This is a genomic window from Streptomyces sp. NPDC107562, assembly GCF_055657325.1.
The window spans coordinates 241,808-268,308 of the sequence record NZ_JBVKBE010000009.1 but is presented as its reverse complement, the minus strand read 5'-3'; the positions used below and the strand labels follow the sequence as shown (position 1 = coordinate 268,308).

28 protein-coding genes, 1 tRNA gene and 1 pseudogene are annotated in these 26,501 nt (G+C 70.1%); 4 read left to right on the top strand and 26 right to left on the bottom strand.

The features are described from left to right. Nucleotides 1-26 precede the first annotated feature (26 nt). From ACZ7LV_RS25050 to ACZ7LV_RS24995, 12 genes and pseudogenes are all read right to left on the bottom strand, one after another. Nucleotides 27-674, bottom strand: coding sequence for an L-threonylcarbamoyladenylate synthase (locus ACZ7LV_RS25050; RefSeq protein ID WP_401673368.1), 648 nt, complete (start codon nucleotides 672-674; stop codon nucleotides 27-29). A 51-nt stretch (nucleotides 675-725) separates the two neighbouring features. Continuing rightward, the gene (gene prmC / locus ACZ7LV_RS25045; RefSeq protein ID WP_401674481.1) at nucleotides 726-1,565 is read right to left on the bottom strand and encodes a peptide chain release factor N(5)-glutamine methyltransferase; all 840 of its coding nucleotides are present in this window, start codon (nucleotides 1,563-1,565) and stop codon (nucleotides 726-728) included. A 71-nt stretch (nucleotides 1,566-1,636) separates the two neighbouring features. Then, complete coding sequence (gene prfA, locus ACZ7LV_RS25040) at nucleotides 1,637-2,713, bottom strand: peptide chain release factor 1 (protein ID WP_401673366.1); 1,077 nt, start codon at nucleotides 2,711-2,713, stop codon at nucleotides 1,637-1,639. Between the two features lie 145 nt (nucleotides 2,714-2,858). Then, a complete protein-coding gene (gene rpmE / locus ACZ7LV_RS25035; RefSeq protein ID WP_401673365.1) occupies nucleotides 2,859-3,080 on the bottom strand; it encodes a 50S ribosomal protein L31 in 222 nt (73 codons plus the stop codon). Between the two features lie 151 nt (nucleotides 3,081-3,231). Next, entirely contained in the window at nucleotides 3,232-4,368 is a 1,137-nt protein-coding gene (locus ACZ7LV_RS25030) for an LCP family protein (RefSeq protein ID WP_471942338.1), read from the bottom strand. 225 nt (nucleotides 4,369-4,593) lie between these two features. Continuing rightward, nucleotides 4,594-6,594 (bottom strand): transcription termination factor Rho, encoded by a 2,001-nt coding sequence (rho, locus tag ACZ7LV_RS25025; protein ID WP_471942336.1) that lies wholly within the window; start codon nucleotides 6,592-6,594, stop codon nucleotides 4,594-4,596. A gap of 405 nt (nucleotides 6,595-6,999) precedes the next feature. After that, complete coding sequence (gene thrB, locus ACZ7LV_RS25020; RefSeq protein ID WP_471942335.1) at nucleotides 7,000-7,944, bottom strand: homoserine kinase; 945 nt, start codon at nucleotides 7,942-7,944, stop codon at nucleotides 7,000-7,002. Nucleotides 7,945-8,258: 314 nt separating this feature from the next. Further along, nucleotides 8,259-9,317, bottom strand: a complete 1,059-nt coding sequence (thrC, locus tag ACZ7LV_RS25015; RefSeq protein WP_471942333.1) for a threonine synthase — start codon at nucleotides 9,315-9,317, stop codon at nucleotides 8,259-8,261. A gap of 6 nt (nucleotides 9,318-9,323) precedes the next feature. Beyond that, nucleotides 9,324-10,616 carry a homoserine dehydrogenase gene (locus ACZ7LV_RS25010; RefSeq protein ID WP_471942331.1) on the bottom strand — a complete coding sequence of 431 codons (1,293 nt, stop codon included), beginning with the start codon at nucleotides 10,614-10,616 and terminating at the stop codon, nucleotides 9,324-9,326. Nucleotides 10,617-10,905: 289 nt separating this feature from the next. Then, on the bottom strand, nucleotides 10,906-12,297 hold the full coding sequence (lysA, locus tag ACZ7LV_RS25005) for a diaminopimelate decarboxylase (RefSeq protein WP_471942330.1): 1,392 nt from the start codon (nucleotides 12,295-12,297) through the stop codon (nucleotides 10,906-10,908). Nucleotides 12,298-12,312: 15 nt separating this feature from the next. After that, nucleotides 12,313-13,458, bottom strand: a complete 1,146-nt coding sequence (gene nrtL, locus ACZ7LV_RS25000; protein ID WP_471942328.1) for an ArgS-related anticodon-binding protein NrtL — start codon at nucleotides 13,456-13,458, stop codon at nucleotides 12,313-12,315. A gap of 184 nt (nucleotides 13,459-13,642) precedes the next feature. Further along, nucleotides 13,643-14,222, bottom strand: a pseudogene (locus tag ACZ7LV_RS24995) (response regulator). A gap of 66 nt (nucleotides 14,223-14,288) precedes the next feature. Here ACZ7LV_RS24995 and ACZ7LV_RS24990 point away from each other — a divergent pair. After that, nucleotides 14,289-14,360, top strand: a tRNA-Arg gene (locus ACZ7LV_RS24990). 175 nt (nucleotides 14,361-14,535) lie between these two features. On the opposite strand, the gene ACZ7LV_RS24985 is transcribed toward ACZ7LV_RS24990, so the two are convergent. The 13 genes from ACZ7LV_RS24985 to ACZ7LV_RS24925 all read right to left on the bottom strand — a co-directional run bounded on the left by ACZ7LV_RS24985 (nucleotide 14,536) and on the right by ACZ7LV_RS24925 (nucleotide 23,131). After that, on the bottom strand, nucleotides 14,536-14,919 hold the full coding sequence (locus ACZ7LV_RS24985; protein ID WP_471942326.1) for a DUF6083 domain-containing protein: 384 nt from the start codon (nucleotides 14,917-14,919) through the stop codon (nucleotides 14,536-14,538). A 194-nt stretch (nucleotides 14,920-15,113) separates the two neighbouring features. Next, the gene (locus tag ACZ7LV_RS24980; RefSeq protein ID WP_467507035.1) at nucleotides 15,114-16,487 is read right to left on the bottom strand and encodes a tyrosine-type recombinase/integrase; all 1,374 of its coding nucleotides are present in this window, start codon (nucleotides 16,485-16,487) and stop codon (nucleotides 15,114-15,116) included. Continuing rightward, nucleotides 16,484-16,657: a helix-turn-helix transcriptional regulator gene (locus ACZ7LV_RS24975; protein ID WP_467507954.1), complete on the bottom strand. Its 174-nt coding sequence runs from the start codon at nucleotides 16,655-16,657 to the stop codon at nucleotides 16,484-16,486. The genes ACZ7LV_RS24980 and ACZ7LV_RS24975 overlap by 4 nt, the downstream gene beginning before the upstream one ends. Before the next feature lie 11 nt (nucleotides 16,658-16,668). Continuing rightward, complete coding sequence (gene repSA, locus ACZ7LV_RS24970; protein ID WP_471942324.1) at nucleotides 16,669-18,057, bottom strand: replication initiator protein RepSA; 1,389 nt, start codon at nucleotides 18,055-18,057, stop codon at nucleotides 16,669-16,671. Then, on the bottom strand, nucleotides 18,054-19,109 hold the full coding sequence (locus tag ACZ7LV_RS24965; RefSeq protein ID WP_471942322.1) for a DNA cytosine methyltransferase: 1,056 nt from the start codon (nucleotides 19,107-19,109) through the stop codon (nucleotides 18,054-18,056). The genes repSA and ACZ7LV_RS24965 overlap by 4 nt, the downstream gene beginning before the upstream one ends. Nucleotides 19,110-19,114: 5 nt before the next feature. Then, complete coding sequence (locus ACZ7LV_RS24960) at nucleotides 19,115-19,297, bottom strand: hypothetical protein (RefSeq protein WP_471942320.1); 183 nt, start codon at nucleotides 19,295-19,297, stop codon at nucleotides 19,115-19,117. A gap of 85 nt (nucleotides 19,298-19,382) precedes the next feature. Further along, nucleotides 19,383-19,934 carry a GGDEF domain-containing protein gene (locus ACZ7LV_RS24955; protein ID WP_471942318.1) on the bottom strand — a complete coding sequence of 184 codons (552 nt, stop codon included), beginning with the start codon at nucleotides 19,932-19,934 and terminating at the stop codon, nucleotides 19,383-19,385. 91 nt (nucleotides 19,935-20,025) lie between these two features. Beyond that, nucleotides 20,026-20,355 carry a SpdD-like protein gene (locus ACZ7LV_RS24950; RefSeq protein ID WP_471942316.1) on the bottom strand — a complete coding sequence of 110 codons (330 nt, stop codon included), beginning with the start codon at nucleotides 20,353-20,355 and terminating at the stop codon, nucleotides 20,026-20,028. Nucleotides 20,356-20,367: 12 nt separating this feature from the next. Beyond that, a complete protein-coding gene (locus tag ACZ7LV_RS24945; RefSeq protein ID WP_471942314.1) occupies nucleotides 20,368-20,523 on the bottom strand; it encodes a hypothetical protein in 156 nt (51 codons plus the stop codon). 12 nt (nucleotides 20,524-20,535) lie between these two features. After that, nucleotides 20,536-20,727, bottom strand: a complete 192-nt coding sequence (locus ACZ7LV_RS24940) for a mobile element transfer protein (protein WP_471942312.1) — start codon at nucleotides 20,725-20,727, stop codon at nucleotides 20,536-20,538. Nucleotides 20,728-20,746: 19 nt separating this feature from the next. Then, entirely contained in the window at nucleotides 20,747-21,400 is a 654-nt protein-coding gene (locus tag ACZ7LV_RS24935; RefSeq protein WP_471942310.1) for a DUF2637 domain-containing protein, read from the bottom strand. A gap of 18 nt (nucleotides 21,401-21,418) precedes the next feature. Further along, on the bottom strand, nucleotides 21,419-22,774 hold the full coding sequence (locus tag ACZ7LV_RS24930; protein ID WP_471942308.1) for an FtsK/SpoIIIE domain-containing protein: 1,356 nt from the start codon (nucleotides 22,772-22,774) through the stop codon (nucleotides 21,419-21,421). A 3-nt stretch (nucleotides 22,775-22,777) separates the two neighbouring features. Continuing rightward, nucleotides 22,778-23,131: an SCO3933 family regulatory protein gene (locus ACZ7LV_RS24925; protein ID WP_108708685.1), complete on the bottom strand. Its 354-nt coding sequence runs from the start codon at nucleotides 23,129-23,131 to the stop codon at nucleotides 22,778-22,780. Nucleotides 23,132-23,288: 157 nt separating this feature from the next. Between ACZ7LV_RS24925 and ACZ7LV_RS24920 the strand changes: the two genes are divergently transcribed. After that, nucleotides 23,289-24,020, top strand: a complete 732-nt coding sequence (locus tag ACZ7LV_RS24920) for an XRE family transcriptional regulator (protein ID WP_471942306.1) — start codon at nucleotides 23,289-23,291, stop codon at nucleotides 24,018-24,020. A gap of 28 nt (nucleotides 24,021-24,048) precedes the next feature. Continuing rightward, nucleotides 24,049-24,519 (top strand): NUDIX hydrolase, encoded by a 471-nt coding sequence (locus ACZ7LV_RS24915; RefSeq protein ID WP_471942304.1) that lies wholly within the window; start codon nucleotides 24,049-24,051, stop codon nucleotides 24,517-24,519. Here the strand turns inward: ACZ7LV_RS24915 and ACZ7LV_RS24910 are convergent. Then, nucleotides 24,507-25,067, bottom strand: coding sequence for an HD domain-containing protein (locus ACZ7LV_RS24910; protein WP_471942302.1), 561 nt, complete (start codon nucleotides 25,065-25,067; stop codon nucleotides 24,507-24,509). The genes ACZ7LV_RS24915 and ACZ7LV_RS24910 overlap by 13 nt on opposite strands. A gap of 566 nt (nucleotides 25,068-25,633) precedes the next feature. On the opposite strand from ACZ7LV_RS24910, the gene ACZ7LV_RS24905 reads away from it, so the two are divergent. Next, nucleotides 25,634-26,305, top strand: a complete 672-nt coding sequence (locus ACZ7LV_RS24905; protein WP_471942300.1) for a hypothetical protein — start codon at nucleotides 25,634-25,636, stop codon at nucleotides 26,303-26,305. Nucleotides 26,306-26,501 lie beyond the last annotated feature (196 nt).

The following is a 26,501-nucleotide window of genomic DNA, read 5'->3' as shown; positions in this document are numbered from 1 at the left end:
CGGGAGCTCGGGCGAGTCAGGGGCTGTCAATTGGCCACCTCAAGGTCGGGTACGACCTTGCGCAGCTCGTCCGGCGAGAGGGCGCCCTCGCGCAGCAGGACGGGCACCGGGCCGGTGACGTCGACGATGGAGGACGGCACGTTGCCGGGGGTCGGGCCGCCGTCGAGGTAGACGGAGACGGAGTCGCCGAGCATCTGCTGGGCCGCGTCGCAGTCCTCCGGCGCCGGGTGCCCGGTCAGGTTCGCCGACGACACGGCCATCGGGCCGACCTCGGTGAGCAGCTCGATCGCGACCGGGTGCAGCGGCATGCGTACGGCGACCGTGCCCCGGGTGTCGCCCAGGTCCCACTGGAGCGACGGCTGGTGCCGGGCGACCAGCGTCAGCGCGCCCGGCCAGAAGGCGTCGACCAGCTCCCAGGCCAGCTCGGAGAAGTCCGTGACCAGGCCGTGCAGGGTGTTCGGGGAACCGATGAGGACGGGCGTGGGCATGTTGCGGCCGCGGCCCTTGGCCTCCAGCAGGTCGGCGACCGCCTCGGAGGAGAACGCGTCGGCGCCGATGCCGTACACGGTGTCGGTCGGGAGGACCACCAGCTCGCCACGGCGGACGGCGGACGCGGCCTCACGCAGACCGGTCACGCGGTCGGTGGCGTCATTGGTGTCGTATCGCCGTGCCATTTCAGCGGTCCTCCTCGTACCCGTACTGCCGGGGTGAAGTCTGGTGGGTGCTCACGGCAGCGCCTTACGGGCGGTGGCGAAGCGTGGGCGGTTGTTGAGGTCGGGATGGTCGGCCGCGTCGGCCCAGCCCCGCTCCTCGGTGAAGATCCACGGCACCTGGCCGCCCTGGGTGTCGGCGTGCTCGATGACGACGACGCCGCCGGGGCGCAGCAGCCGGTGCGCGGTGCGTTCGATGCCACGGATCAGGTCGAGGCCGTCCTCGCCGGAGAACAGCGCCAGCTCGGGGTCGTAGTCCCGCGCCTCGGGAGCGACGTACTCCCATTCGGTGAGCGGGATGTACGGCGGGTTCGAGATGACCAGGTCGACCTGGCCGTCGAGGTCGGGGAAGGCGGTCAGCGCGTTGCCCTGCCGCAGGTCCACCCGCGACCCCTCGACGTTCTTGCGGGTCCAGCGCAGCGCGTCCTCGGACAGCTCCACGGCGTGCACCCGGGAGCGCGGCACCTCCTGGGCGAGCGCCAGCGCGATGGCGCCGGAGCCGGTGCACAGGTCGACGATCAGCGGCTCGACCACGTCCATGGCGCGCACCGCGTCTATGGCCCAGCCGACCACGGACTCCGTCTCCGGGCGCGGCACGAACACGCCCGGCCCGACCTGGAGTTCCAGGTACCGGAAGAAGGCGCGCCCGGTGATGTGCTGGAGCGGCTCGCGCTGCTCACGGCGGGCGATGACCTCCCAGTAGCGGGCGTCGAAGTCGGAGTCCTTCACGGAGTGCAACTCGCCCCGCTTCACGCCGTGCACGAACGCGGCGAGTTCCTCCGCGTCGGTGCGCGGCGAGGGCACGCCGGCGTCGGCCAGCCGCTGGGTGGCCTGGGCCACCTCCGCGAGCAGCAGACTGCGGGGGCCTGGGGGTCGCCCCCCAATGGATGGCTGCACGCTCGTCCTCCGTCGTACTCGTAAGTGCCTTACGCGGCTGCGAGCTTGGCGGCCGAATCCGCGTCGACGCAGGCCTGGATCACCGCGTCGAGCTCGCCGTCGAGAACCTGGTCCAGGTTGTAGGCCTTGAAGCCGACGCGGTGGTCCGAGATGCGGTTCTCCGGGAAGTTGTACGTGCGGATCTTCTCGGAGCGGTCGACGGTGCGGACCTGGCTGCGGCGGGCGTCGGCGGCCTCCTTCTCCGCCTCCTCCTGCGCCGCTGCGAGCAGCCTGGAGCGCAGGATACGCAGTGCCTGCTCCTTGTTCTGCAGCTGGCTCTTCTCGTTCTGGCAGGAGGCCACGACCCCGGTCGGGATATGCGTGATGCGCACGGCGGAGTCGGTGGTGTTGACGGACTGGCCGCCGGGACCGGAGGACCGGTAGACGTCGATGCGCAGGTCGTTGGGGTTGATCTCGACGTCGATCTCCTCCGCCTCCGGGGTGACGAGCACGCCGGCGGCGGAGGTGTGGATGCGCCCCTGGGACTCCGTGGCGGGCACGCGCTGCACGCGGTGCACACCGCCCTCGTACTTCAGCCGCGCCCACACGCCCTGCCCGGGTTCGGTGGCACCCTGGCCGCCCTTGGTCTTCACGGCGACCTGGACGTCCTTGTAGCCGCCCAGCTCGGACTCGGTGGCGTCGATGATCTCGGTCTTCCAGCCGACGCGCTCGGCGTAGCGGAGGTACATGCGCAGCAGGTCGCCGGCGAACAGCGCGGACTCGTCACCGCCGGCGCCCGCCTTGATCTCCAGGATGACGTCCTTGTCGTCGCTGGGGTCGCGCGGGACCAGCAGCAGGCGCAGCTTCTCGGTGAGCTCCTCGCGCCCCCGCTCCAGCTCCTTGACCTCGGCGGCGAACTCGGGGTCGTCGGCGCCCAGTTCACGGGCCGTCTCGATGTCGTCCCCGGACTGCTTCCAGGAGCGGTACGTGGCGACGATCGGGGTGAGTTCGGCGTAGCGCTTGTTCAGCTTGCGCGCGTTGGCCTGATCGGCGTGGACCGACGGATCGGCGAGCTGCTTCTCCAGGTCGGCGTGCTCGGCGACAAGCTCCTCGACGGCCTCGAACATCTCTGGCTCCTGATGGGGGCATCCCCTGCTCGGACGTGGGTGAGAGCGTGGGGAAGGGTACGGGGTGAAGTGGGCGGGCGACCAAAAACGCCGGTCCCGGCGCGCCAGCGAGGGGCGCGGCCGTGGACCGGCGAAATGGGGCTCGCTACTTCTTGGAGCCGGCGGCCTTGCCGAAGCGGGCCTCGAAGCGGGCCACACGGCCACCGGTGTCGAGGATCTTCTGCTTGCCCGTGTAGAACGGGTGGCACTCGGAGCAGACCTCGGCCCGGACGGTGCCGGACTGGATCGTGCTACGGGTGGTGAACGAGGCGCCACAGGTGCAGCTGACCTGCGTCTCGACGTACTCGGGGTGGATCTCGCGCTTCAAGGTGTCTCCTATGGTTCGGGAGGGCGCCGGGTCGCCGCCGCGGGATGCGGGAGCGTGAACCGGGGCCGACGTACCAGTCTGCCAGGACTGGGGCCATCCCCCAAAACCGGGGGCCGCTCCGATCTATTCCGTGCGGGCGGTGGCGTGCCCCTTACGACGTGACCACGCCCTTGGCCTCGCCCGTCGCCGAGCCGTCGGTGGCCGATCTCGGGATGGGCTCGTCGTTCTTCAGGGCGTCCCACACCCGATCCGCCTTCGCCTCGTCCAGGAGCACGCGGTTGGGGTCGGCGGGGTCGTAGCGCACCGGCATCGTCACCATGTTCATCTTCGAGGCGCTGATGCCCTTGAGGCCGCTCGCGAAGGACGTCAGGGCGTCGACCGAGCCGAGCGAGGAGTCGGTCGTGACCGTGTCGGTGGCGGTGTCGGCGAGGTCGTACAGCTTCTTGGGGCTGGTGAACAGGCCGATCTCCTTGACCTGCTCGACCAGCGCCTTCACGAAGGCCTGCTGGAGCTGGATACGGCCGAGGTCCGAGCCGTCGCCCACGCCGTGCCGGGTGCGGACGAGGCCGAGGGCCTGCTCACCGGTGAGCCGGTGCGTGCCCGCCGCGAGGTCGAGGTGGCTCTCCGGGTCCGCGATGTCCTTCGTCGTGGTCACCTCGACGCCGCCCAGCTCGTCGACGAGCTTCTGGAAGCCGGCGAAGTCGACCTCCAGGTAGTGGTCCATGCGGATGCCGGTGAGGGACTCGACGGTCTTGACGGCGCAGGCGGCGCCGCCGGTGCTGTAGGCCGAGTTGAACATCACGCCGGAGGCGGCGTCGTGCCGGCCGCCGTCGGCGTCCGTGCACGCGGGACGGTCGATCAGGGTGTCGCGGGGGACGGAGACGACGCTGGCCTTCTTCCGGCCCTCGTGGACGTGCACGATCATCGCCGTGTCCGAGCGGGCACTGCCGTCGTCGGTGCCGCCGCCCAGCTTCTCGTTGCCGCCCGCGCGGGTGTCCGAGCCGAGGACCAGGATGTTCTCGGAGCCGTCGTCGGCCTTGCCGGGCCGGTCGGCGCCCAGCGCCTGGTCGATGTCGACACTGCGGAGATTGCCGTTGAGCTTGAAGTACACGTAGCCGACGCCGGTGCCGCCGAGGACGACGACGCCCGCCGCGGTCCAGGCGGCGATCAGCAGCCCTCTGCGGCTCCTGGCCCGCGGCTTGCGGCGGCTTCCCTTGGCCCGTCGGTGCGGACCGTGTGTGCCGGACTCACCCGGTATACCGGGCTCCGGCGTGCTGTCGGCAGGCATGTGCTCCTCAGCTCTCGTCGGATGTCGGGTACCCCCTGCGGTCAGGAATGCGATCAGGAACGGGCATGCACCGGTCCATCGTCGCCCTGCCCGGTCGGACGGGGAAACCCGGCGCAGGGTCGCACAGAAAACTGTGAAGGGCCGCATCCGTCGATGTGACGGATGCGGCCCTTCACAGGCCGATCTCAGCGGGCCGTCTCAGCGGACCCGTTCAGCGTGCCGACGTCAGTCGCCGTTGCCGGGGGTCGGCGTCGTCTTCTGGATCTGCATCAGGAACTCGACGTTCGACTTGGTCTGCTTCATCTTGTCGAGGAGCAGCTCGATCGCCTGCTGCTGGTCGAGCGCGTGCAGCACCCGGCGCAGCTTCCAGACGACGCCCAGCTCCTCGGCGCCGAGCAGGATCTCCTCCTTACGCGTACCGGACGCGTCCACGTCCACCGCGGGGAAGATGCGCTTGTCGGCGAGCTTCCGGTCGAGCTTGAGCTCCATGTTGCCGGTGCCCTTGAACTCCTCGAAGATCACCTCGTCCATGCGGGACCCGGTGTCCACCAGGGCGGTGGCGAGGATGGTCAGCGAGCCGCCGTCCTCGATGTTGCGGGCCGCACCGAAGAAGCGCTTCGGCGGGTACAGGGCGGTCGAGTCGACACCACCGGACAGGATGCGGCCGGAGGCCGGGGCGGCGAGGTTGTACGCACGGCCCAGACGCGTGATCGAGTCGAGCAGTACGACGACGTCGTGGCCCAGCTCCACCAGGCGCTTGGCACGCTCGATGGCGAGCTCGGCGACCGTGGTGTGGTCCTCGGCCGGGCGGTCGAAGGTCGAGGAGATGACCTCGCCCTTGACCGACCGCTGCATGTCGGTGACCTCTTCCGGACGCTCGTCGACGAGGACGACCATCAGGTGGCACTCGGGGTTGTTGTGCGTGATCGCGTTGGCGATCGCCTGCATGATCATGGTCTTGCCGGTCTTCGGCGGGGCCACGATCAGACCGCGCTGGCCCTTACCGATCGGCGAGACCAGGTCGATGATGCGGGTGGTGAGGACGCCGGGGTCCGTCTCCAGACGGAGGCGGTCCTGCGGGTAGAGCGGGGTGAGCTTGTTGAACTCCGGGCGGCCACGGCCGTGTTCGGGCGCCATGCCGTTGACGGAGTCGAGGCGCACGAGCGCGTTGAACTTCTCGCGCCGCTCGCCTTCCTTGGGCTGACGGACCGCGCCGGTGATGTGGTCGCCCTTGCGCAGGCCGTTCTTGCGGACCTGGGCGAGGGAGACGTACACGTCGTTCGGGCCGGGCAGGTAGCCGGAGGTCCGGATGAACGCGTAGTTGTCGAGGATGTCGAGGATGCCCGCGACCGGGATCAGGACGTCGTCCTCGGTGATCTGCGGCTCGCTGCTGCTGCCGCCCATCTCGTCACGGCCCCGGCGACCCCGGCGGTCGCGGTAGCGGCCGCGACGACCACGGCGGCCACCGTCGAAGTCGTCGTCGTTCTGGCCCTGTCCGCCGCCGCCCTGCTGCTGGCGCTGCTGACCCTGGCCCTGGCTCTGCTGCTGGTCGTCGCCCTTGCCGCGGCGGTCGCGGTCCCGGTTGTCCCGGTCGCCCCGCTCACGGTCGCGGCCACGCTCGCGGCGGTCGCGACGTCGGCCCTCGCCGCCGTCGCCGTCGCCCTGCGGCTGCTGCGCGGGCGACTCGGCCTTCGGCTCGCTCTTCGCCTCGGCCGCGACGGTCTCGGGGCTGCCCGCCTCGGCGGTGGCCCGCCGACGCCGGCGCTCGGGGACGTCGTCGCCCCCACGCTCGGCCTCGCTCGCGCGGGCCGCGCCACCGGGCTGGCCGGGAATCTCGATCTGCTGCTGGGCCACGGCCTTGTCGGCGGGCGCCTCGGCCGACGGGGCGGCCTTCTCGGCAGCTGCTTCGTCACCGGTGCGCGCCTTGGACGTGGCGCGGCGCTTCGGCTTGGTCTCGGTGGCGCCCTCGGCGTTCTTCGCCGGGGCTCCCCCTCCCGCCTGCGCCTCCTTGATGACCTCGATCAGCTGGCTCTTGCGCATGCGCGCGGTGCCCCTGATGCCGAGGCCGGATGCGACCTGCTGCAGCTCGGCCAGCACCATGCCCTCGAGGCCGGTACCGCGGCGCCGCCGGGAGCCGGCACCGCTGGCAGGCGCGGAGGCGTCCGTGGCGGGCGCGGCAGCGGTCTCCTCGACACGTGCGCCCATCAGATCGGTGGTGTCGCTCACGAAGGGTCCTTCCCTGGAGCGGACGTCGGCCTGTCTGGCTCGGCGACCGGTTGTGCTGTCCGGCTTCGGTTCTTGCTGACCGAACCGTGCCGGGGCGGTGGTCCGCCATAGCGGCGGAGGAAATATCTGGTGATGGCGCTTCCTTGAGCCGTGGCACCCAGTGTCACGTGGCGTGGTCGCACCGGTTCCGGAGCGTGCCCGTCGGACCGCTCAGTGTCGACGTACGACGTACTGCCCGCGTACGAGGTACGAGACACGGTGCGGCTTGGGGAGCTCCCGGAAGAATGTCTGTCCCGAACTGGGACACGAGGCACCTCGCCATGGTGGGGTCGGGTGCAGACTTGAGGTTAACACTACCGGATCCAACAAACATTCCCCCTCTCGAAATCCGGCAATCGCGTGCTTTTAATCGACGCTCGCCACGTCGGTGCCGCCGGTCGCGAGCGGCAGTACGCTCGCCCCCGGCACGTCCAGGGCCAGCCGGTTCGCCGCCCAGCCCGGGCCCGCCAGTTGTTCCACCTTGTCGGCCGTGCCCTCGTCGGCGAGCGCCAGCACGGTGGGTCCCGCGCCGGAGATCACCGCGGCGATGCCGTCCGCGCGCAGCCGCTCCACCAGCGCCGCGCTCTCCGGCATCGCGGGGGCGCGGTACTCCTGGTGCAGCCGGTCCTCGGTGGCGGGCAGCAGCAGCTCGGGGCGCCTGGTCAGGGCCTCGACGAGCAGCGCGGCACGGCCCGCGTTGGTGGCGGCGTCGACGTGCGGCACGGTGCGCGGCAGCAGACCGCGCGCGGTCTCCGTCAGAACCGGCTTCCCAGGCACGAAAACCACCGGAACGATGGAATCGGCGGGGTCCATCCTGATCGCCCGTGCCGCGCCGGCCTCCATCCAGGAGAGCGTGAATCCGCCGAGCAGACAGGCCGCGACGTTGTCCGGGTGGCCCTCGATCTCGGTGGCCAGCTCCAGCAGACCCCGGTCGTCCAGCCTGGCCTCGCCGCCTATGGTCACGGCGCGCGCCGCGACGATCCCGGCGCAGATGGCGGCCGAGGAGGATCCCAGGCCACGGCCGTGCGGAATGCGGTTCGCGCAGACGATTTCCAGGCCGCGGGGCTGACCGCCCAGGGAATCGAAGGCGGTGCGGAGAGCGCGTACGAGAAGGTGGCTTTCGTCACGTGGCAGCGTCCCGCTGCCCTCGCCGGCGATGTCGATGTGCAGCCCGGAGTCTGCCACCCGGACGACGACGTCGTCGTAGAGCCCCAGCGCGAGGCCGAGGGCGTCGAAGCCCGGGCCGAGGTTGGCGCTGGTGGCGGGGACGCGCACCCGTACGGCGGCGGCGCGGAAGGCTGGACCGGCCATCGCTCGATGACTCTCCTTGAGCTGCGTGACTGACGGTGGAGCGTGAGGTGTTGCGTGGGGTGATGCGTGATTGCCGAAGACATTCGAAGACGTACGACGGACCCTTCGGGCCGCTGCCGGATCCCTCCGGTCGCTCCGGGGATCACGACGACGGCGCGGCGCCCTGCCTATGCGAGGCATATGCGGGGGGCGGGTTCAGTACAGCCTATCGAAGGAAGGTTCTGTGGCGACATAGGGCGCACAGGAGGCGCACGATGCGTGTCGTAAGCCCCCTGTGCACCCCTGTCAGGGGATACCCCGGGTCAAGCGGTGCGTCAGACCAGTCCGAGGCGCTCGGCGGCGGTCGCCGCGTCCACCGGCACGGTGACCGGCTGCGGTGCGCCGGCCACGGCCCAGTCGGGGTCCTTGAGGCCGTTGCCCGTGACCGTGCACACGATGCGCTGGCCCGGGTCGACCTTGCCGAGCTCGGCGGCCTTCAGCAGACCGGCCACCGACGCGGCCGAGGCGGGCTCCACGAAGACGCCCTCCTGCGCCGCCAACAGGCGGTAGGCGCGCAGGATTTCACGGTCCGTCACCTCATCGATGAGGCCGCCCGAGGCGTCCCGCGCGTCGAGCGCGTGCTGCCAGGAGGCAGGGTTGCCGATCCGGATCGCGGTGGCGATCGTCGAGGGGTCCTTGACCACCTCGCCGCGCACGATCGGCGCGGAGCCGGAAGCCTGGAAACCCCACATCCGGGGCGTCCGGGCGGCGACGCCGTCGGCGGCGTACTCCTTGTACCCCTTCCAGTACGCGGTGATGTTGCCCGCGTTGCCCACCGGCAGGACGTGGATGTCGGGGGCGTCGCCGAGCATGTCGACGATCTCGAAGGCGGCGGTCTTCTGGCCCTCGATACGTACCGGGTTGACCGAATTCACCAGCGCGACGGGGTAGTTGTCGCTGAGCGCGCGGGCGAGCGTGAGGCAGTCGTCGAAGTTGCCGTCGACCTGGAGGATCTTGGCGCCGTGCACCAGGGCCTGGCCCATCTTGCCGAGCGCGATCTTGCCCTGCGGCACGAGGACGGCGGAGACCATCCCGGCGCGCACGCCGTACGCGGCGGCGGAGGCGGACGTGTTGCCCGTGGAGGCGCAGATGACCGCCTTGGCGCCCTCCTCCTTGGCCTTGGAGATGGCCATGGTCATGCCGCGGTCCTTGAAGGAACCGGTCGGGTTCGCGCCCTCCACCTTGAGGTGGACCTCGCAGCCCGTGCGCTCGGAGAGCACCTGCGCCGGCACGAGCGGCGTGCCGCCCTCGCGGAGCGTCACGACCGGAGTGGTGTCGGAGACGGGCAGCCGGTCCCGGTACTCCTCGATGATTCCGCGCCACTGGTGGGTCATTGCTCGTTACTCTCCTTCAACCCGCATGATGCTGGCGACACCCCGCACGGTGTCGAGCTTGCGCAGCGCCTCGACCGTCCCGGTGAGGGCGGCGTCGAGGGCGCGGTGCGTGACGACGACGAGGGAGGCCTCGCCGTCCTTCCCCTGCTGCCGAACCGTATCGATGGACACCCCGTGCTCCGCGAACACGGTGGCGACCTGGGCGAGAACACCCGGTTTGTCGGCGACGTCGAGGCTGATGTGGTAGCGCGTGACGACCTCGCCCATCGACGAGACGGGCAGCGCGGCGTACGCGGACTCGCCGGGGCCGGTCGCGTTGCTGAGCCGGTTGCGGCAGACGGCGACAAGATCGCCGAGGACGGCGGAGGCGGTCGGGGAGCCACCGGCACCGGGGCCGTAGAACATCAGCTGTCCGGCGGCGTCGGACTCCACGAAGACGGCGTTGTACGCGCCGCGCACGGAGGCCAGCGGATGGGTCAGCGGGATCATCGCCGGGTGCACGCGCGCGGTGACGGAACCGCCGTCCGCGGCCCGCTCGCAGATGGCGAGCAGCTTGATGGTGCAGCCCATCTCCTTGGCGGAGGCGAAGTCCGCGGCCGTCACCTCGGTCATGCCCTCGCGGTAGACGTCGTCGAGGCGCACCCGCGTGTGGAAGGCGATGCCGGCGAGGATCGCGGCCTTGGCGGCGGCGTCGAAGCCCTCGACGTCGGCGGTGGGGTCGGCCTCGGCGTACCCCAGGGCGGTGGCCTCGTCGAGGGCCTCCTGGTAGCCGGCGCCGGTCGAGTCCATGGCGTCGAGGATGAAGTTGGTGGTGCCGTTGACGATCCCGAGCACACGGTTGACCTTGTCGCCGGCGAGGGACTCGCGCAGCGGGCGGATCAGCGGGATGGCACCGGCGACGGCGGCCTCGTAATAGAGGTCCTTGCCGTGCTCCTCGGCGACCGCGTGCAGGGCGGCGCCGTCCTGGGCGAGGAGGGCCTTGTTCGCGGAGACGACGGAGGCGCCGTGCGCGAACGCGGTGGTGATGAGGGTACGGGCGGGCTCGATACCGCCGATGACCTCGACGACGACGTCGATGTCGCCCCGTTTGACGAGGGCGGTGGCGTCGGTGGTGACGAGGGCCGGGTCGATGCCCTCGCGCACCTTGTCCGGCCGGCGGACCGCGACGCCCGCGAGCTCCACCGGGGCGCCGATGCGGGCGGCGAGGTCGTCGGCGTGCGTCGTCATGATGCGCGCCACCTCTGAGCCGACCACTCCACAGCCCAGCAGCGCCACCTTCAGCGGACGCGTACGCATCATCCGACCTCGTTTCCTCTTACCGTCGACGGTGGGACCAGTCTCACTCACCGGACGAGAGTTTCTGGCCCCTCGTCCGGATCGTGAGACGTTTATTTCATTTTTCGGGGGGCGGAAGAAGGAGATCTTCCGCTTGTGGGGGTGAGCCGGTCAGGCGACGTCCGACGTCCGACGCCTCGCGGCGCCCCGGGGGTCCCGCGGCCCAGGTGGTCGGTCGTCGGATGTCACCGATCTCACCGATGTCAGCGATGTCACCGCTGTGCCGATGCACCGATGCACCGACGCACCGACGTCACCCGACGTCGAGGCGCAGGAGGTCCTCCTCCGTCTCGCGGCGGACGATGACGCGCGCCTCGCCGTCGCGCACGGCGACGACCGGCGGGCGGGTCACGTGGTTGTAGTTGCTGGCCATGGACCGGCAGTAGGCACCCGTGGCCGGGACGGCGATCAGGTCACCGGGGGCCAGGTCGGCCGGCAGGAAGGCGTCCTTCACCACGATGTCCCCGCTCTCGCAGTGCTTGCCGACGACGCGGGCGAGCATCGGCTCGGCGTCGGAGACACGGGAGACCAGCGACACGCTGTACTCCGCGTCGTAGAGCGCGGTACGGATGTTGTCCGACATCCCGCCGTCGACCGAGACATACGTCCGCAGCCCGTCGAGGGGCTTGATGGTCCCGACCTCGTAGAGGGTGAACGCCGTCGGCCCGACGATGGCACGCCCCGGCTCGACGGAGATGCGCGGCGTCCGCAGCTTCGCGGACTCGCACTCACGGGTCACGATCTCGGTGAGGGCCTTGGCGATCTCGTGCGGCTCGCGCGGGTCGTCGTCGCTGGTGTACGCGATACCGAGGCCGCCGCCCAGGTCGATCTCGGGCAGTTCCACGCCGTGCTCGTCCCGGATGTCCTTGAGCAGCCCGACCACGCGGTGCGCGGCGACCTCGAACCCGGACATGTCGAAGATCTGCGATCCGATGTGGCTGTGGATGCCGATCACCTCCAGTCCGTCGAGCTGCAGGGCCCGGCGGACCGCCTCGGCGGCCTGTCCCCCGGCCAGCGGGACGCCGAACTTCTGGTCCTCGTGCGCGGTGGCGATGAACTCGTGCGTGTGGGCCTCGACGCCGACGGTGACACGGATCTGCACAGGCTGCCGCCGGCCCAGCTCCTTGGCGATGTGGGCGACGCGGACGATCTCCTGGAAGGAGTCGAGCACGATCCGCCCGACGCCGGCCTCGACAGCCCGCCGGATCTCGTCCCCGGACTTGTTGTTGCCGTGGAAGGCGATGCGCTCGGCGGGCATCCCGGCGGAGAGCGCGGTGGCCAGCTCGCCCCCGGAGCACACGTCGAGGTTCAGCCCCTCCTCGTGCAGCCACCGCACGACGGCACGCGACAGGAACGCCTTGCCCGCGTAGAAAACGTCGGCGTCATGCCCGAACGCGGTGCGCCAGGCGCGGGCGCGGGCCCGGAAGTCGGTCTCGTCGAGGAAGTAGGCGGGGGTGCCGAACTCCTCCGCGAGCCGTGTCACGGGGATACCGCCGACAGTGACGACACCGTCGGCGTCGCGCGTGACGGTCTGCGCCCAGACCTTGCCGTCGAGGACGTTGAGGTCGGCGGGCGGGGCGCTGTAGTGGCCCTCGGTGAACACGTCGGCGTGACGGGGCCCGGCGGGGTGTGCGGAACGGCTCATTCTCTTTCGGCTCTCTCAAAGGTGTTCGGGTGCGTCGATGCCGAGCAGGGACAGGCCACCGGCCAGCACCGACCCGGCGGCTTCGGCGAGCGCGAGCCGGGCGCGGTGGGCGGCCGAGGGTTTCTCCGCGCCACGCGGCAGCACCGTGTGCAGCAGGGGCAGAACGGCATCGGCGACGTCGACGAGGTGCCGGGCGAGTCGGTCGGGGGCGTGCCGGGTGGCGGCGGCGCCGAGGACGCGAGGGTGGTCGGCGAGGGCGGTGAGCACGGCGTTGTGCGCTCCGTCGATGCTGCCGGGTTCGGCAGCGAAGCCCAGGTCGGCGGCGTTGCGGACGAGGGCACGGGTGCGGGCGTGCGCGTAGCGGACCCGGAAGAGGGGGTTTCTCTCGCGCTGCACCAGGTGGTCGGCGGTGACACGGGGACGGTCGTGGGGCGCGGGATGAAGCAGCGCCCAGCGACCGGCGGCACGGGCGAGGGGGGTGGGGTCGGCCGGGGAGGGGGTGGGGCGGATGAGGACGAGGTCGCTCATGGCGCCGGCGTCGGCGCCGAGGGCGTGGACATCGGGGGCGTCGGCGTCGATGCCAGGGGCGTCGTGGTCGCCGGGGGCGTCGATCTGGACGCCGGGGACGTCGACGTGGACTTCGAGGACGTCGACGTGGGCGCCGAGGACGGACTCCCATTCGGGCTCGGGTCGGGCATCACAGCTGGTGCGGACGGTGGCGCCCTGGGAACGCAGGATGCGGGCGGAGGCGTCGAGTACGACGAGCGCGCGCACCTCGTGGGGGGCGTGCAGGTGCAGTACCTGCCCGGCGAGGACGTCGCCGTGTCCGTAGCGGTGCCCGTCCCGCAGAACGCGCCGGACGAGGTCGGCGGAGGCGTCCGCGTCCAGGGCGATGTTCAGGAATCCGGGCCCGGTGACCTGGACCTCGCGTACCCCTTCGGCGCCCGCCAGATAGGGCCGCAGCACTTCGGCGACCCGCAGCGGCGGCTGCCCTGCCGGCCGGGCGAGCTGGAGTGCGATGTTGGTGGCGTAGTCGCCCCAGCCCCCCGGACCCGGCGGCGTCACGACGGCCCGCGCAGGCACGATCACACGGAGCCGACCCTCGTCGACAGCACGTCGCACGGCGTGCAGCACGGTGCGGGAGAGCTCGACGGGTGTCACGGGACAAGCGTAGGGGAGGAGGGGGGTGGGCATGCGAACCGATTTGGGCGCTGTTCCGGGATATGGACGAGGTCGGACGAAGTCGACCAGCACCGGCGCCCGGCATCAGAGGAGCGCCGCTAGGTCCCCGGCGAAGTGGTCCGGCACCCCCACGGTCACCCACAGGCCGACTCACGCTCGCGCTTCATGCCCCGGCGCGCCCGGCTCGCTCCGCACCGGCGGCACCGAGCCACTCCCCCACCCCGTCGTCACCGTCCTCGGCGCTCCGCTCCGCCGCCCGCTCGGTCAACTCCCGCACGAGCCTCACCAGTTCCGCGGGCTCGAACGGCTTGGCGAGGAAGGCGTCGACACCGAGATCGAGGCCGCTCTCGACCTCGTACTGCGTACAGGCGCTGACGATGGCGATCGGCAGGTGCCGGGTGAGGGGGTCGGCCCGCAACCCGGCGGCGGTGCGCAGTCCGTCCAACCGCGGCATGACGACGTCGAGCGTGACGACGTCGGGCCGCACCTGATGGACGACATCCAGACACTCGGCACCATCGGCCGCGGTCACGACCTCGAAGCCCTCCAGCTCGAGGTTGACCCTGATCAACTGCCGGATGACCTTGTTGTCGTCCACAACAAGCACCCGGCCAGACGCGCCTGGCACAACTTCGAGAGTAGGTCGGGACCGGCCACCGCGTCCGGGTTTTCCCCACTTCCACCCCCTGCGGGGGACCCACACCACCCCTGACCACGGCACGACCTCGAGGAAACCCGTTCATGAACACCCCGAGGGAGCTGGTAGTGTTCTACCCGTCGCCGCGAGGTACCACCACCGCGAACGACACGCCCCCGTAGCTCAGGGGATAGAGCAACGGCCTCCGGAGCCGTGTGCGCAGGTTCGAATCCTGCCGGGGGCACCCTGCATGAGGTGCCCAAAGACCCCGTCACCAGCGGAAACGCTGAGGCCGGGGTCTTCTTGCTTGTGCAGCCATGTGCAAGGCTGAGCGGCCGTATGCCGGGGTCTGTGGACTATTCGTGGACAGGATCTTGAGGCATCCGCCCAGGTCAGCCTCAGGTTTATCGAAGGGTCCGTCAGCCGGCGTCCGGCCACAGCGCGGGAGGCGGAGGCGGCTCGGGGTCCCTCTGCCGCTGAGCCCGTCGGGCGTTCTCCTCCCTCAGGGACGTCAGCCACCGCCACAGATCCGGCAGAGACTGTTCCGGGCAGGCGAGCCGGTGCTCGATACGGCACCGCTGGAACGGATCCGGCGGACACACTCCGTAGACGGTGACCCGCCCGTCGGACAACTCGATCCACCGATGCTCCGCCGGCACCGTGTGGGCCAGCGGGCTCATGTCAGGCTCCAGCAGCACCCACTCCTGCTCAAGCGTCGCCACGCGATCCTGCAGCAGCCCACAATGAAGGCAGCGCAACTGCCCACCACCCAGCCGCCGCGGCCTTTCCCCTAAAACCCCCATACCGCGAGGGTCGCCAGCCCGGAGGTCCGGGCGTAGAGGGAGAACCAGACGGAACGCCCGGGACAGCAGTCGGGTGGCGAGACGGAACGCGACGCGGCAGGTGCAACGGGCAACCACCGGCCGACGGCACACGGCCGAGAAAGGGCGAAGCCCTCCGGCCGGATGGCTGGAGGGCTAGCGACTTAGGCACATGTCTACTCGTACTCGCGCAACAGCTCCTCAATCTTCCGATTGACGATCTCCTGCCGTCCGTCGATGCACTTGGCGTAACGGCTCAGCAGGACCTCCACGCTGTTGCCCGCTCGTTGAGCGACTTCCGTAGGGTCCACACCGGCGTTCAGCCAGGTCGACAGCGCCGAGTGCCGGAGGTCATACGGGCGAGCCGCAAGCGGTGAGGCGACCGCGGCCGGCGGAAGCGCCAGGGCACGAGCCTCCTGCCACACGCGGTAATACGTCGACGAGGCGACCACTCCCCCGCGCTCACTGGCGAACAGCCGCCCGTCCTCGGCAGTGCCGAAGGTGTCGAGGTGCTGCCGCAACATGGCGACTAGTTGCGGCGGGATCGGTACGAGCCGGACCTCCTCCACGGGCCGATTCTTCAGGCCCCGGTCATCGTGGGTCTCACCGGTATCCGTCCACTGCTTCCCGACGCTGGGACGCGTCCGGTTGAGCAGCACCGTCCCCCAGCCGGCGTCAGGCAGTTTCAGGTCCGCATCGGCGAGTCCGACAGCCTCAGCCGGACGCAAAGCGCCGTAGTACATACAGGCGAACAGGCCGACAAGTCGTCGACCGCGCGCCCGGCCATACCCGCCGACATATGAAACCGCAGTCAGCAAGGAACGGGCCTGCTCAGGATTAGCCACTACCCGAGGGTCGACCTCTCCGGCGACCTTCGGCTTCTTCCAGCGAATGCCGGTGATCGGATTCTCTTTGAACTCCCCAAGGTCGACCGCGTAGTGCATCGCATTGACGAGCGTACGACGCTTGCGGCGAACGGTCTCCGCCGCCGCGGCCGTCCCATCGAGCTTCACCTTCAGTGCATCCAGGACTGCCCTGCCGACCACGACATCACTGAGGTCCGAGAGCGGGCGTGACGCCTTGGCCACCCAGTGCAGGGTGTTTGCGATCTCAGACGGCAACTCACGCTCGTCCGGGCCGGGCAGAACAAAGGCCCAGCTGCGAAGTGCCCTCCTGATCAGTTCCTCGGAGGGACGCCCCGGGCGTTCGTCGAGAAGCGCCATCGTCACAGCGGTAAGGGCCTCGTTGATCCCATTGCGTGTGTTCGGCGCCGCGTGCGGCCACTTCATGGCGAGGTACTTCTGAGCGAAGGCATACCAGGTCAGCGTGGCTGCCTTTTCGACCATGGAGTCGGGCAGCCCTGTCTCCGTGTCGAACTCTTCGCCAGCATGTGCGGCACGAAGCAGCTTGGATCGGTAGTGGTCCGCAAGCCCCTTGGTGCGGAACTGATCGGAGAATACGGCTCCGGCAACAGTCCATCTCACGTCATAGGATGACTTTTTCGTGTTCCTCTTTCGAACACCCCAGATTTTCACATCGAGAGACCTCATACCGTGGCCCTCTCTCGGGCATGCAGCCATGCGTCGAAGTCGCTGCGCCACACGCGCCATTCACCATTGGGCAGCTTGAACGCCTGTGGCGCCTGCCCAATCTCCTGCCATCGGTAGAAGGTCCGCCGTGAAACGCCCTTGAGTTCGGTACAGACCTCGCGCACCGTCATCAACTCGTCTTTCACGTCAGTACTCCTTCCTGTACGAGGTCTCGCAGGGCTTCGCGGGCGGTTTCGCGGTTGAGTTGGAGGTCGCGGGCGATGGTGGCGGCGAGGACGGATTCGCCGGGGGTGTGGCCGTGGCCGGCGTACTGCCAGTCGGCCAGGACGAGGACGGTGTCCGGCTCCTGGTCCTCGAGGCCGAGGGCAGCGTGTTCCTGGGCGGCGCGGTAGTCGGCGCGGGCCTGACGGAGGGCACCGAGGGTGGTCGAGTAGCGACGGGACTTGGAGGAGAAGTGGCCCCGGAAGCCGAGCATGTGAGCCCAAGCCCACAGGCGCCGGTCCGGATAGAGCGGGTCGAGCAGCTTGCAGGCTTCGATCAGGCGGCGGGCGTGGTCCGGGACCTGGTGGCGGTCGAGCTCGGCGAGCTCGCCGATACGGCGGTCGAGGGTGCCGGTGTTCTCAGCGGCCTTGGTCGCGTACTTGGCGACGTACGAGGCGACGGCCTGCTCGGTGATCTCTGAGCCATCTCCGAATGCTTTGACCGGTCGGACGTCAAGTTGGGTGCCCCAGCGGAAGGTGCGGGCCGGTTGGTCCTCGGCGGCCGCGACCGAAACCGAGGTGTACGAGTGCGCGGCGGCGGCCCGTACGGCGCTGGCGAGGAGGTCGACCGTGGCCCATGCGGGCGGCGACGTGTCGGGGCCGTCCGGGCCGTCGAGGCGGATCACGGCATGGAAGTGCAGGGCACCGCGCTTCTGGAACTCGGCGACCTTGCCGTAGGACAGACGGGCACGCTCTTTCAGCTCCCGCTGCGTGAGGCCAGCGCGGGCGGCGATCTCGCGGCGGAGCCGAGTTGTGAAGCGCTGCCAGAGCTGTCCGGCGTGGTTGTTGAACAGGACGGCGCCCGCGTAGTCGTACGCGTTCGGGTCCAGTGCGGTGCCCAGGGCCGGATCGTCCGAAGCGTGGCGGGTGCCGCAGCGGCAGATGCCTCGATCGGGCCGGTTGTGGACCGGGCCGAAGGAGGGGGCGGTGAGGGTGGCGAAGACGCGGGGGTGGTCGCGGACGGTGGCGGGGATGTCGCGGCGGTCGTCACCGGCCAGGCCCGCGCGGATGAGGTGGTAGGTGTCGCCTGCGTAGGTCCAGGCGCAGGACGGGCAGCGGGAGGCGCGGCGGTTGCCGCAGGCGAGGCGGAGGCGTCCGCCCGGTTCGTGTTCGGTGGAGTAGTGGTGCAGGGTCTCACCAGTCGTCTTGTCCTTGTGGAGGGTCCAGCCGGTGATGTGGATGGGGTCGGAGCAGCCGCCGGTGCGGCGGATCTGGTCTTCCCAGCGGTGGTAGTCGGGGGCCGAAGCCACCCTCAGCAGGTCGCCGAGGGTGATCTGGTCCAGGCCCGCCAGGGTGGCGGTGTCACTCACGCGGCCACCTCCAGGGCAGAGGGGACCAGCGGCCGCAGGACCGCTGCGGCGAGAGGTGCGGGGACGGCATTGCCGATCTGCTCGAACTGCTTGGTACGGGAGCCAGCCCACGGGTAGCGGGCGGGGAAGCCCTGGAGTACGGCCGCCTCCTCAACCGCCAGGCGCCGAATGGGCGTGCCGTCCGCGTCGATCCAGGTGACGTGGCTCATGGCCTTGCCGAACAGCAGGGTCGAGGCGGGTTGATCGAGGCGCCGGCGGGTGGCTGTGGGGCGGCTACCGACCTTGAGCAGCCAAGACCGAGCGCGGCCGGTGAGAGCCCAGGACGGGCCGGTGGTTGGGAAGCGGCTTCCGCCGGTGGTGTGGTTCCCGCGCGTGATGACCTCACTGGGCAGGCAGCCCAGAACGTCGCCCATGGTCAGCCAGGGCGGCAGGCTGGCGCCGAAGAGGTCAGCGCAGGTGCCGCCGTCGGCGTGGGTGGGCTCCGGTGGCAGGGCTGGGCGAGTACGCGAGGCGATCAGGAAGACGCGGCGGCGGGTCTGGGCGACGCCGAAGTCCGCCGCGTTGAGAACTCCGGTCCATGTCGAGTAGCCGATTCCGGCCAGTAGGTGGGCAGTGTGCTCGAATAGGGGCGCCACGGCAGGGACCTCCTCGAGGGCGACCCAGTCAGGGCGCAGGTCGAGGGCATACCGGAGAGGTTCGACCACCAGCAGAGAGCGCGGGTCGGAGCAAGCTGCGCGCAGGGTGGCGCGGGTGTCCCGCCCGCGGGCGAGGTCGTCCAAGCCCTGGTGGCACAGGTTGCGATCAGCGTTCCCGGCACGCAGGCCTGCCGCGCTGAAGGTCTGGCACGGCGGCGAGGCGATTAGGCCGGACACCTTCCTTGGGAGAGCGGTGCTCGGATAGGCGGCGACGTCGGCGCGGATGGTGGCGTGCCCGGCTGCGGCACGGGTGGCGCAGGCGGCACTGTCGGTCTCGATGCCGACGTCTCGCAGGCCGAGGGCACGCAGTCCCTCAGACCAACCACCGGGGCCGGCGAAGAGGTCCAGCACAGTCATGGCGGTCACCGTCCCGTCCGGGCGAGTGTGACCGGGCGAGCGGTGCCGACGCCGTGGCAGTTCGGGCAGCGGACGGTGATGGTGCGCAGGTGACCCTGCGGGTCGCGGCCGCCGAGGGTGACGGCGACCGTGGCGAAGCCGTCGCAGGCCGGGCAGATCCTCGGCACGGGCGGGGTGTGGTGAGCCATGATGGTGGTTCCTTTCGATTGCGGTTGGAAGGAACGGCCCCGGGTGGCGGCGTGCTTGGCGGCTTGTGCGCCACCCGGTGGCCGGTCAGTGAGAAAGGCGCGAGCCACGGCGGCCACGGCCCTTGGCCGCGTACATGGCCGCATCGGCGGCGGCGAGCGCATCGGTGAGCATCGGTACTGGCAGCCCAGCGAGACGGCAGACGCCGACCGAGGCGGCCAGCGGCAGCGACCTCCCGGCGTAGTGCAGCGGCCGGTGAAGTGCGGCGATCAGCGCATCGAGGTCGACGGCAGCCAGGTTCTGGACGACGGCGACGAATTCATCCCCGCCCAGGCGTCCGGCGGTGCCGTGGCGTCCGCACCAGGTACGGAGCCGGTCGGCGGTGGCGGCGAGGGCGGCGTCTCCGGCAGCGTGGCCGTGGGTGTCGTTGAGGTTCTTGAAGTGGTCGAGGTCGACCAGGAGCACGGCGGCGGCCGAGTGCCGGCGGATGCAGTGCTCGGCGCGGGCGGTCCATCCAGCGCGGGTGTGCAGACCGGTCAGCGGGTCACGGCGGGCGGAAGCGAGCCGGTGGGCGAGGATGCTTCCGTGGACGGCCCAGCCCAGTAACGGCACCAGGACGGCGGCTATCTGCGGATCCATGACGTTCCCCTTTGGACGACGGCGGTTGGCGGAGTACGTGTCCCGGAAGGCGGCGGCGTGCTGGCGGCTTGTGCGTCACCTCCGGGACCAGTCAGCGGCGGTGCTGCGAGGTCAGCAGCGAGCGCAGGACGACCGCGCAGACGGCGACCGAGGCGGCGGTGACGGCGACCGCGAGGAGCATGGAGACCAGGACGGCGCCGACGACCAGGACCACGGCGGTGCCGCCGCCGACGAGGGCGAGCGCGGTGCCGGGCGTGAGCTGCACGGTGGGCCGGGACGGGGCCGCTACCGGGGCCGGGGCGACGGGGACCGACGGCGTGGCCGGGGTGCCAGGGGTGACGGTGGTCGGCTCGATGACGACCGCGGGCGGGGTGACCAGGCCGGTGGGCTGGGGCATTGTCGGGAGCTTGGGCCGGAACATGGGCGGATCTCCTTACTTGACGGCGGTGTCGATGACCGGGGCGAGAAGGCTGTCGGCGAGGAGGTAGCCGCCGAGGAGGAGCACGGCGACGAGCCAGAGGGGCGGGCGGATGAGTTTGACGCCGAGGACTCCGACGACCAGCAGGGCGAACCAGAGCGGGATATCCATGGCGGTGGCCTCCTAGCGGACCTGGCAGCGGTGGGTACGGGCGGCGAGCTGGGCGGCGGACTGGCTGGAGTAGTCGGCGGACCAGCCGCAGCCGTCCGAGCTGCACACGGCTGCGTGCTTGGTGGTGCCATTGCGGTCGCGGTGGGTGCCGATCTGCACCGGGCCGATCCGCATCACGGAGTGGAAGAAGTCGCGGGCGGGCATGACGGGGTCTCCTTTCGGGTCAGGCGAGCTGGGCGGCGATGGCGTCGGCCAGGTGCGGCGGGACGCCGAGGCGGGAGCGCAGGGTGTCGGTGTCGATCTGGGCACCGGTCCGTTGCTCGTGGTCGGCGGCGACCTTGCGGGCGTGGTCGACCAGCGCGGCCGGGACCGGAACGGCCGGCGGGGCCGGGTCGGCGGCCGGGAGGGCGGGGGCGTCGCCGGGAGCCGTCGGCACCGGTTCCAGGTCAGGCTCAGCAGCGGCGACCGGTTCGGGCTCCGCCTCGGGCGCGGGGTCCGGCTCCGAGGTGTGGGCCGCAGGTGAGTGGGCGAGGAGGGTGCCGCCCATGAAGGCCAAGGCGGGCCAGGCGGCGACGAGGATGCGCAGCCAGGCCGGGACGTCGTCGAGGTCGAGGAGTCCGGCGGTGGCGACGTTCGCGCCGAGCGAGGCAACGAGGGCGGTGAGGAACCAGCACCAGGCCAGCCGGGACGGCCCGTCTGTGCGCAGCCGACGCCAGGCGGCGACCAGCAGCAGATCGACCGAGACCGGGTAGGCCCAGGCCTTCCAGCCGTCCTGTCCGGCAGCGGCGGCCAGGTCGTGCAGGTGGGCGAAGGACAGAGCACCGGCGATGACGGCCTGAACCAGGACGGCATCCACGCGCAGCAACGAACGGGGCATGACGAACCTCCGGGAAGGTCAGGCGGCGGCCGGGGCCGACTCGACGGCCGGGGCCGGAACCGGGGCAAGGGCACCGAGTGCAGGCCTGAACGGCGCGAGGCCAGGCAGGTCCGGGACCAGGTCGGCGTGCCGGTTGCAGATGTTCACCGCCTGGCGCAGGGAGGTGTGCGGGGCGCGGATGCGGGCCCAACCGCCGGTCGAGTCGCCGGTGATGGCGACGCCGGGGGTGTCGGTGGGGATCTGGATCGCGGCTAGTACGGCGTCCGGGGCGATGTCGCCGAGGGCCATGTTCGCCGAGGTTTCGTCGTTGACGCGGTGGGCGGTGCGGCCGGTGAGCTGGGCGCGGAGCATGGTGATGCCCTTGCCGAGTTCGGAGCCGAAGCGCTGCCCGCAGATCTCCAGGTAGATGCCGGCCGCGCGGCCGAGCTGGGCGAGGCGGGCCAGGGCAGTGATGATCCGATCCCGGCGCTTCTCCTCCTCCTTGGTGGCGAAGAGGGCGAGTTCGGCGACCTCGTCGACCAGGACCACGATCGGCACCGGCCGCAGGTCTTCGGGGAGGTCCCAGATGTCGGCGGCGATCTCCGCATCGGGCACGTCGGCGGTAATTCGCTGTTCGGCCCGGATGAGTTGGTAGACGTCCTGCATGTGGGACACAAGGACGTCGAGGAGTTCGGCGGCGGTGTCGGGGTTGTCGGCGAGTGCGGAGAACCGGCGGGCCAGCGGGAACAGCTCCACCCCCTGCTTGCAGTCGATGCCCACCAGGGCGACCCGGTGCGGCGCGAGCGCGGCCACGAGGTTGCGCTGATAGACCGACTTTCCGGACTCCGTGGCACCGAGGGTGAGCGCGTGCGGCACGGTGCGGTAATCGCGGTAGTGGACGGCTCCGTCCTCGCGCAAGGCGACCGGGACCCGCATCGGCCGGGTCTCGACCAGGGCAGGCATCTGCACTCGCTTGAGCACGTCATAGCCGGTCATGCGCACCTCGACGACGCCCGAGCGCAGTTCACGGGAGGTGACCCCGTACATGGCGAACGAGTGCCGTAGCCGGTCACACGAGGCGGCCACGTCGAAGGCATCCTGACCGGGCCGCAGCTTCAGCCGCAGCACCAGGCCGGTACGGGTCACGCTGACGCGCAGGATGCGCGGGGCCCGTGGACCGGGGACAGGCCGGTTGGTCATCCGGGCCAGTGCCAGACGCCAGCGCGGGGCCGGAACGGTGAGGCCGCAGGCATCCATGGCCGAGCCGTACCGGACCAGGACCCGCAGCGCTGCTAGGACGACCCCGAAGGTCATCCAGTACCAGGCGGGGCGCCGCCACCGCAGGAGACCCGCAGCAGCGACGACCAGCACCAGGGCGACTAACAACCACGTCATGACTCAAGCCGCCTTCGAGGCCGAGCCCGCAGCGGCCAGCGAGGTCACCGCGACCGCTCGGAAGGCGATCCCGTGCCGCTTCTGGCCGTTGAACTCGTTCTCCCAGGGCGAGGCGACCAGGCCGGTCAGGACCACCGGCGTGCCCATGGTCAAATCCTCGGAGACGCCGGACTGCGGAACGGTGAGCTTGAGGATCTCCACGTCGTCGGGGGTGGAGAACATGACCTCCACGACCATCAGGGTGGCGCCGTCCTTGTCGAGGGCGATCTCGCCGGTACGGCGGTCCTTCACCTTGGGCTGCGGTGCCTTGGCGACCATCACGGTGGCGTTGGCGGTGTCCACGGGAATCTGACGCATCGTCTTGTCTCCTGTAACGGTGAGGTGTTGACCGACATCCCGTCGGTGAGATCAGGAGACCGTGAGGGAGGGTGGACGCATCACCGTCCGTATGGACGTTTAGGGACGTCTGAGCTACCGTCAAAACGTCCCTAGCGGTCCCAGTGAAGGGCACGTCATGGCGAACGAACGTCTGCGCGCGGCGATTTCGGCGAATGGCGAGACGATCCAATCCGTTGCCGAGCACGTCGGAGTTGACCCCAAGAGCGTCGAGCGGTGGATCACCACCGGCCGCACCCCACACCGCGGGCACCGCTGGAAGGCGGCGAGCCTGCTCGGAGTCGACGAGGTCTACATCTGGCCGTCCGTGGAGAAGCAGGCGGAGAAGGCCAGCACGTCCGAGCTGATCACGTACTACCCGCACCGTGGCGCGGTGCCCGCCCCCCTCTGGTCATCCCTGATCGAGAAGGCGACGGACCAGGTGGACATCCTTGTGTACGCCGGGCTGTTCCTCTTCGACAGCAATCCGGACCTGCCGGACCAGCTGGCCGAGAAGGCGAAGGCCGGCGCCCAGGTCCGCATCCTGCTCGGCGATCCCGACTCCGAAGCGGTCCTGCAGCGCGGCGAAGAGGAGGGCATCGGCAACGACCTGGCCGCACGTGCCCGGATCACCCGGCGCTACCTCGAGCCCGCCATGTCGACGCCCGGCGTCGAAGTCAGGCTGCACGACACGATCCTCTACAACTCGATCTACCGGTTCGACGAGGACGTCCTCGTGAACCCGCACGTCCTCGGAGCTCCCGCCGGCCAGAACCCCGTGATGCACTTCCGGTATCTCCCAGGAGCGCGGACGTTCCGGCACTACATGCGGAGCTTCGATTACGCGTGGGAGCGGGGCCAGGCGGCATAACAGGCTCCGGACGTGCAACGCTGAACGCATGGCCCGTGTCGACTACTTCAACGACCCCAACGCCCCGAAGGCGAACAGCCTCGTCCCCTCCGTGACCGCCGTGGCGCGCAACGGGGCAGGGGAAGTCCTGCTGATCCACAAGACCGACAACGATCTTTGGGCCCTGCCCGGAGGCGGTATCGACCTGGGCGAGTCAGCGCCCGACGCAGCCGTACGCGAGACGAAGGAAGAGACCGGCTTTGACGTGGAGGTGACCGGCCTCGTCGGCATCTACACCAACCCCGGGCACGTCATGGCGTACGACGACGGGGAGGTCCGTCAGCAGTTCTCCATCTGCTTCCACGCCCGCATCACCGGCGGCGAGCTGCGGACGAGCAGCGAAAGCAAGGAAGTGGCCTTCGTCGACCCGAGCAAGCTGGACGAGCTGAACATCCACCCGTCGATGCGCATGCGGATCGAGCACGGCCTGGCCGACCGGGCAGAGCCCTACATCGGCTGATGCGCCATGCGGTCGCGAGTCCGCTCGACAGCGCCCCGGAGGTACGGCCGCGCCTTGCTGATCGCGTTGTGCACCTCGCTGCCCGGCTCGTAGCGAACCAGGATCTCGTCGATCCGGGTGTCAAAGTCGAAGAACTGCCCGGCGGGGCCGGTCGTCATGTCGGCGAAGATCAAGGCGTCTAGGAGTGGCGAGTCTTCCCGCTCATAGACGGCCAGCTCCGCCGAGAGTCCGCGCTGCTCCGCCTCGTACACGGCTCCCGAGTGATGAGCGACCAGCCGCACCAGCCGCGCCGGCGCCCCCAGCGATTCGAGGTGCCGAGCACCGTCGAGGGGATGGAAGCCGGTATCACGCAGCTCAGGCGCGTAGCCGATGTCATGCAGCCACGCGGCAGCGACGAGGAGATCCCGGTCCGACTCGGACACAGCCGCGGAAGCCTCACGGGCCCGAGCGGCCACGGCCTGAGTGTGCAGCCAGCGGTTCCCGAGCGGAGGAAGCAGCGACTCGGCGAGTTCGGCCGCTCCCTGAGGCGTGTCCAGTGCAGAAGGCATGGATGGAACGTTAGCCGAGCCGACCAGAGAGCCGACAGGTCACGATCAGGGCCGTTGCCGATCAAGGGTGCGGTAAGACTTTCCCTACTTCATCAAGCCCCGGCTGCGCTCCGCTCCGCCGGGCGCGCTTCCGGCTCCGCCGCGGGCGCCGCTCCTGCCTTCGGCCCGCTCCGCCCGCGCTGCGCCGACGCGCGCCCACATGTGGATAGGGCCGGCGGCCATGAGTCGTGCACCGCGGAGCGGCCAACGGTCAGGACAATGCCTCCGGCGGGGGGATCGGCCAGCACCGGGATAGAGGGGGCACCGTCGCCGGCTGCGGGCACGTAGTGGCGTGCGCGGGGTGCTCCCATCCCGTCCACCGTCGACCCAGGCAGAGCCGAGCAGACGCGGCCCAGGGGCGTCAAGGTCGTTCGTACAGTGGCGCGCTCCACCTTGACGCCCCTGAACCACGCCCGCTCCACGGTGTGTGGGTCGACGGCGGACGGGATGGGAGCTGGGGAGGTCTGGGGTTGTTGAGGGTGGGGAACGTACGGTGTGCTCGGCTCGCCAACCAAGTAGGAGCGCCCGTGATTCCCACCGTCGACATGGACGTCGATTCTGCGTTCCCCGCAGACTTGACCATGGGTCTGCCTGATGAAGAGGACGTAGCCGAAGATGAGGGCTACGGCTGCTTCCGCGATGTCTGGACGATCGGGGAGGTGAGCCGTGATGAAGCGATCAGGATGATCGAAGAGGAACGACGCCTCGTTACCCTCGTAGATCAAGCAAGCCGAACCCATGCCGAGTTCGAGGCCATGGCCCAAGCCGCGGAGGCAGCGGAACTCGACTACCTCCCAGCCAGCTACGTTGCACAGCACCCGAATAGCGAGCTTGTCCGGGTCGTGGGCGACAACGCCGAAGACGGATCACCCCTTGACGCTCTTGAACTTGGTGTTGCGGGGCTGTCGTACGCTCTGGCGTCTGTCGGGTGTTTCACCGCAGCGAGCTGCCGTAGCCACTGCTCGGATGACTCATGGTCCGACCGGCCAGTGATCTTCTTTGCTGCCGAGCGTCCCACCGTTGAATGGCTCACTCCCCTGGTGCGTCAAAGCGGGTGCGGCTACGCAGACGGCAGCAGTCGAGGAGACAGACTGCTGACCGTTGAGGCGCCCTCAATCACGAACTTTATGGATCTCGCCAATCGCATTGTTCAGCAAGCCGAACAGCAGGGTCCTGTCAAGCCCTCCACTGATGTCTGACATCAACAGAGGCGACCGGAGCCGGACGGGAACGGTCCTCAGCGGCCAACGTGTCGCCGGCGGGCGGGGGCCGTCGCCTAGGGAACCCTTGATCGACCTGATAAGGATGAGGCCGGACCTCAAGCCTGCGTGCCAGGACGGCCCAGAGCACCGCGTGAGAGCCAAGCATGCCCGGGACAGGCTCGGGGGTGCATGA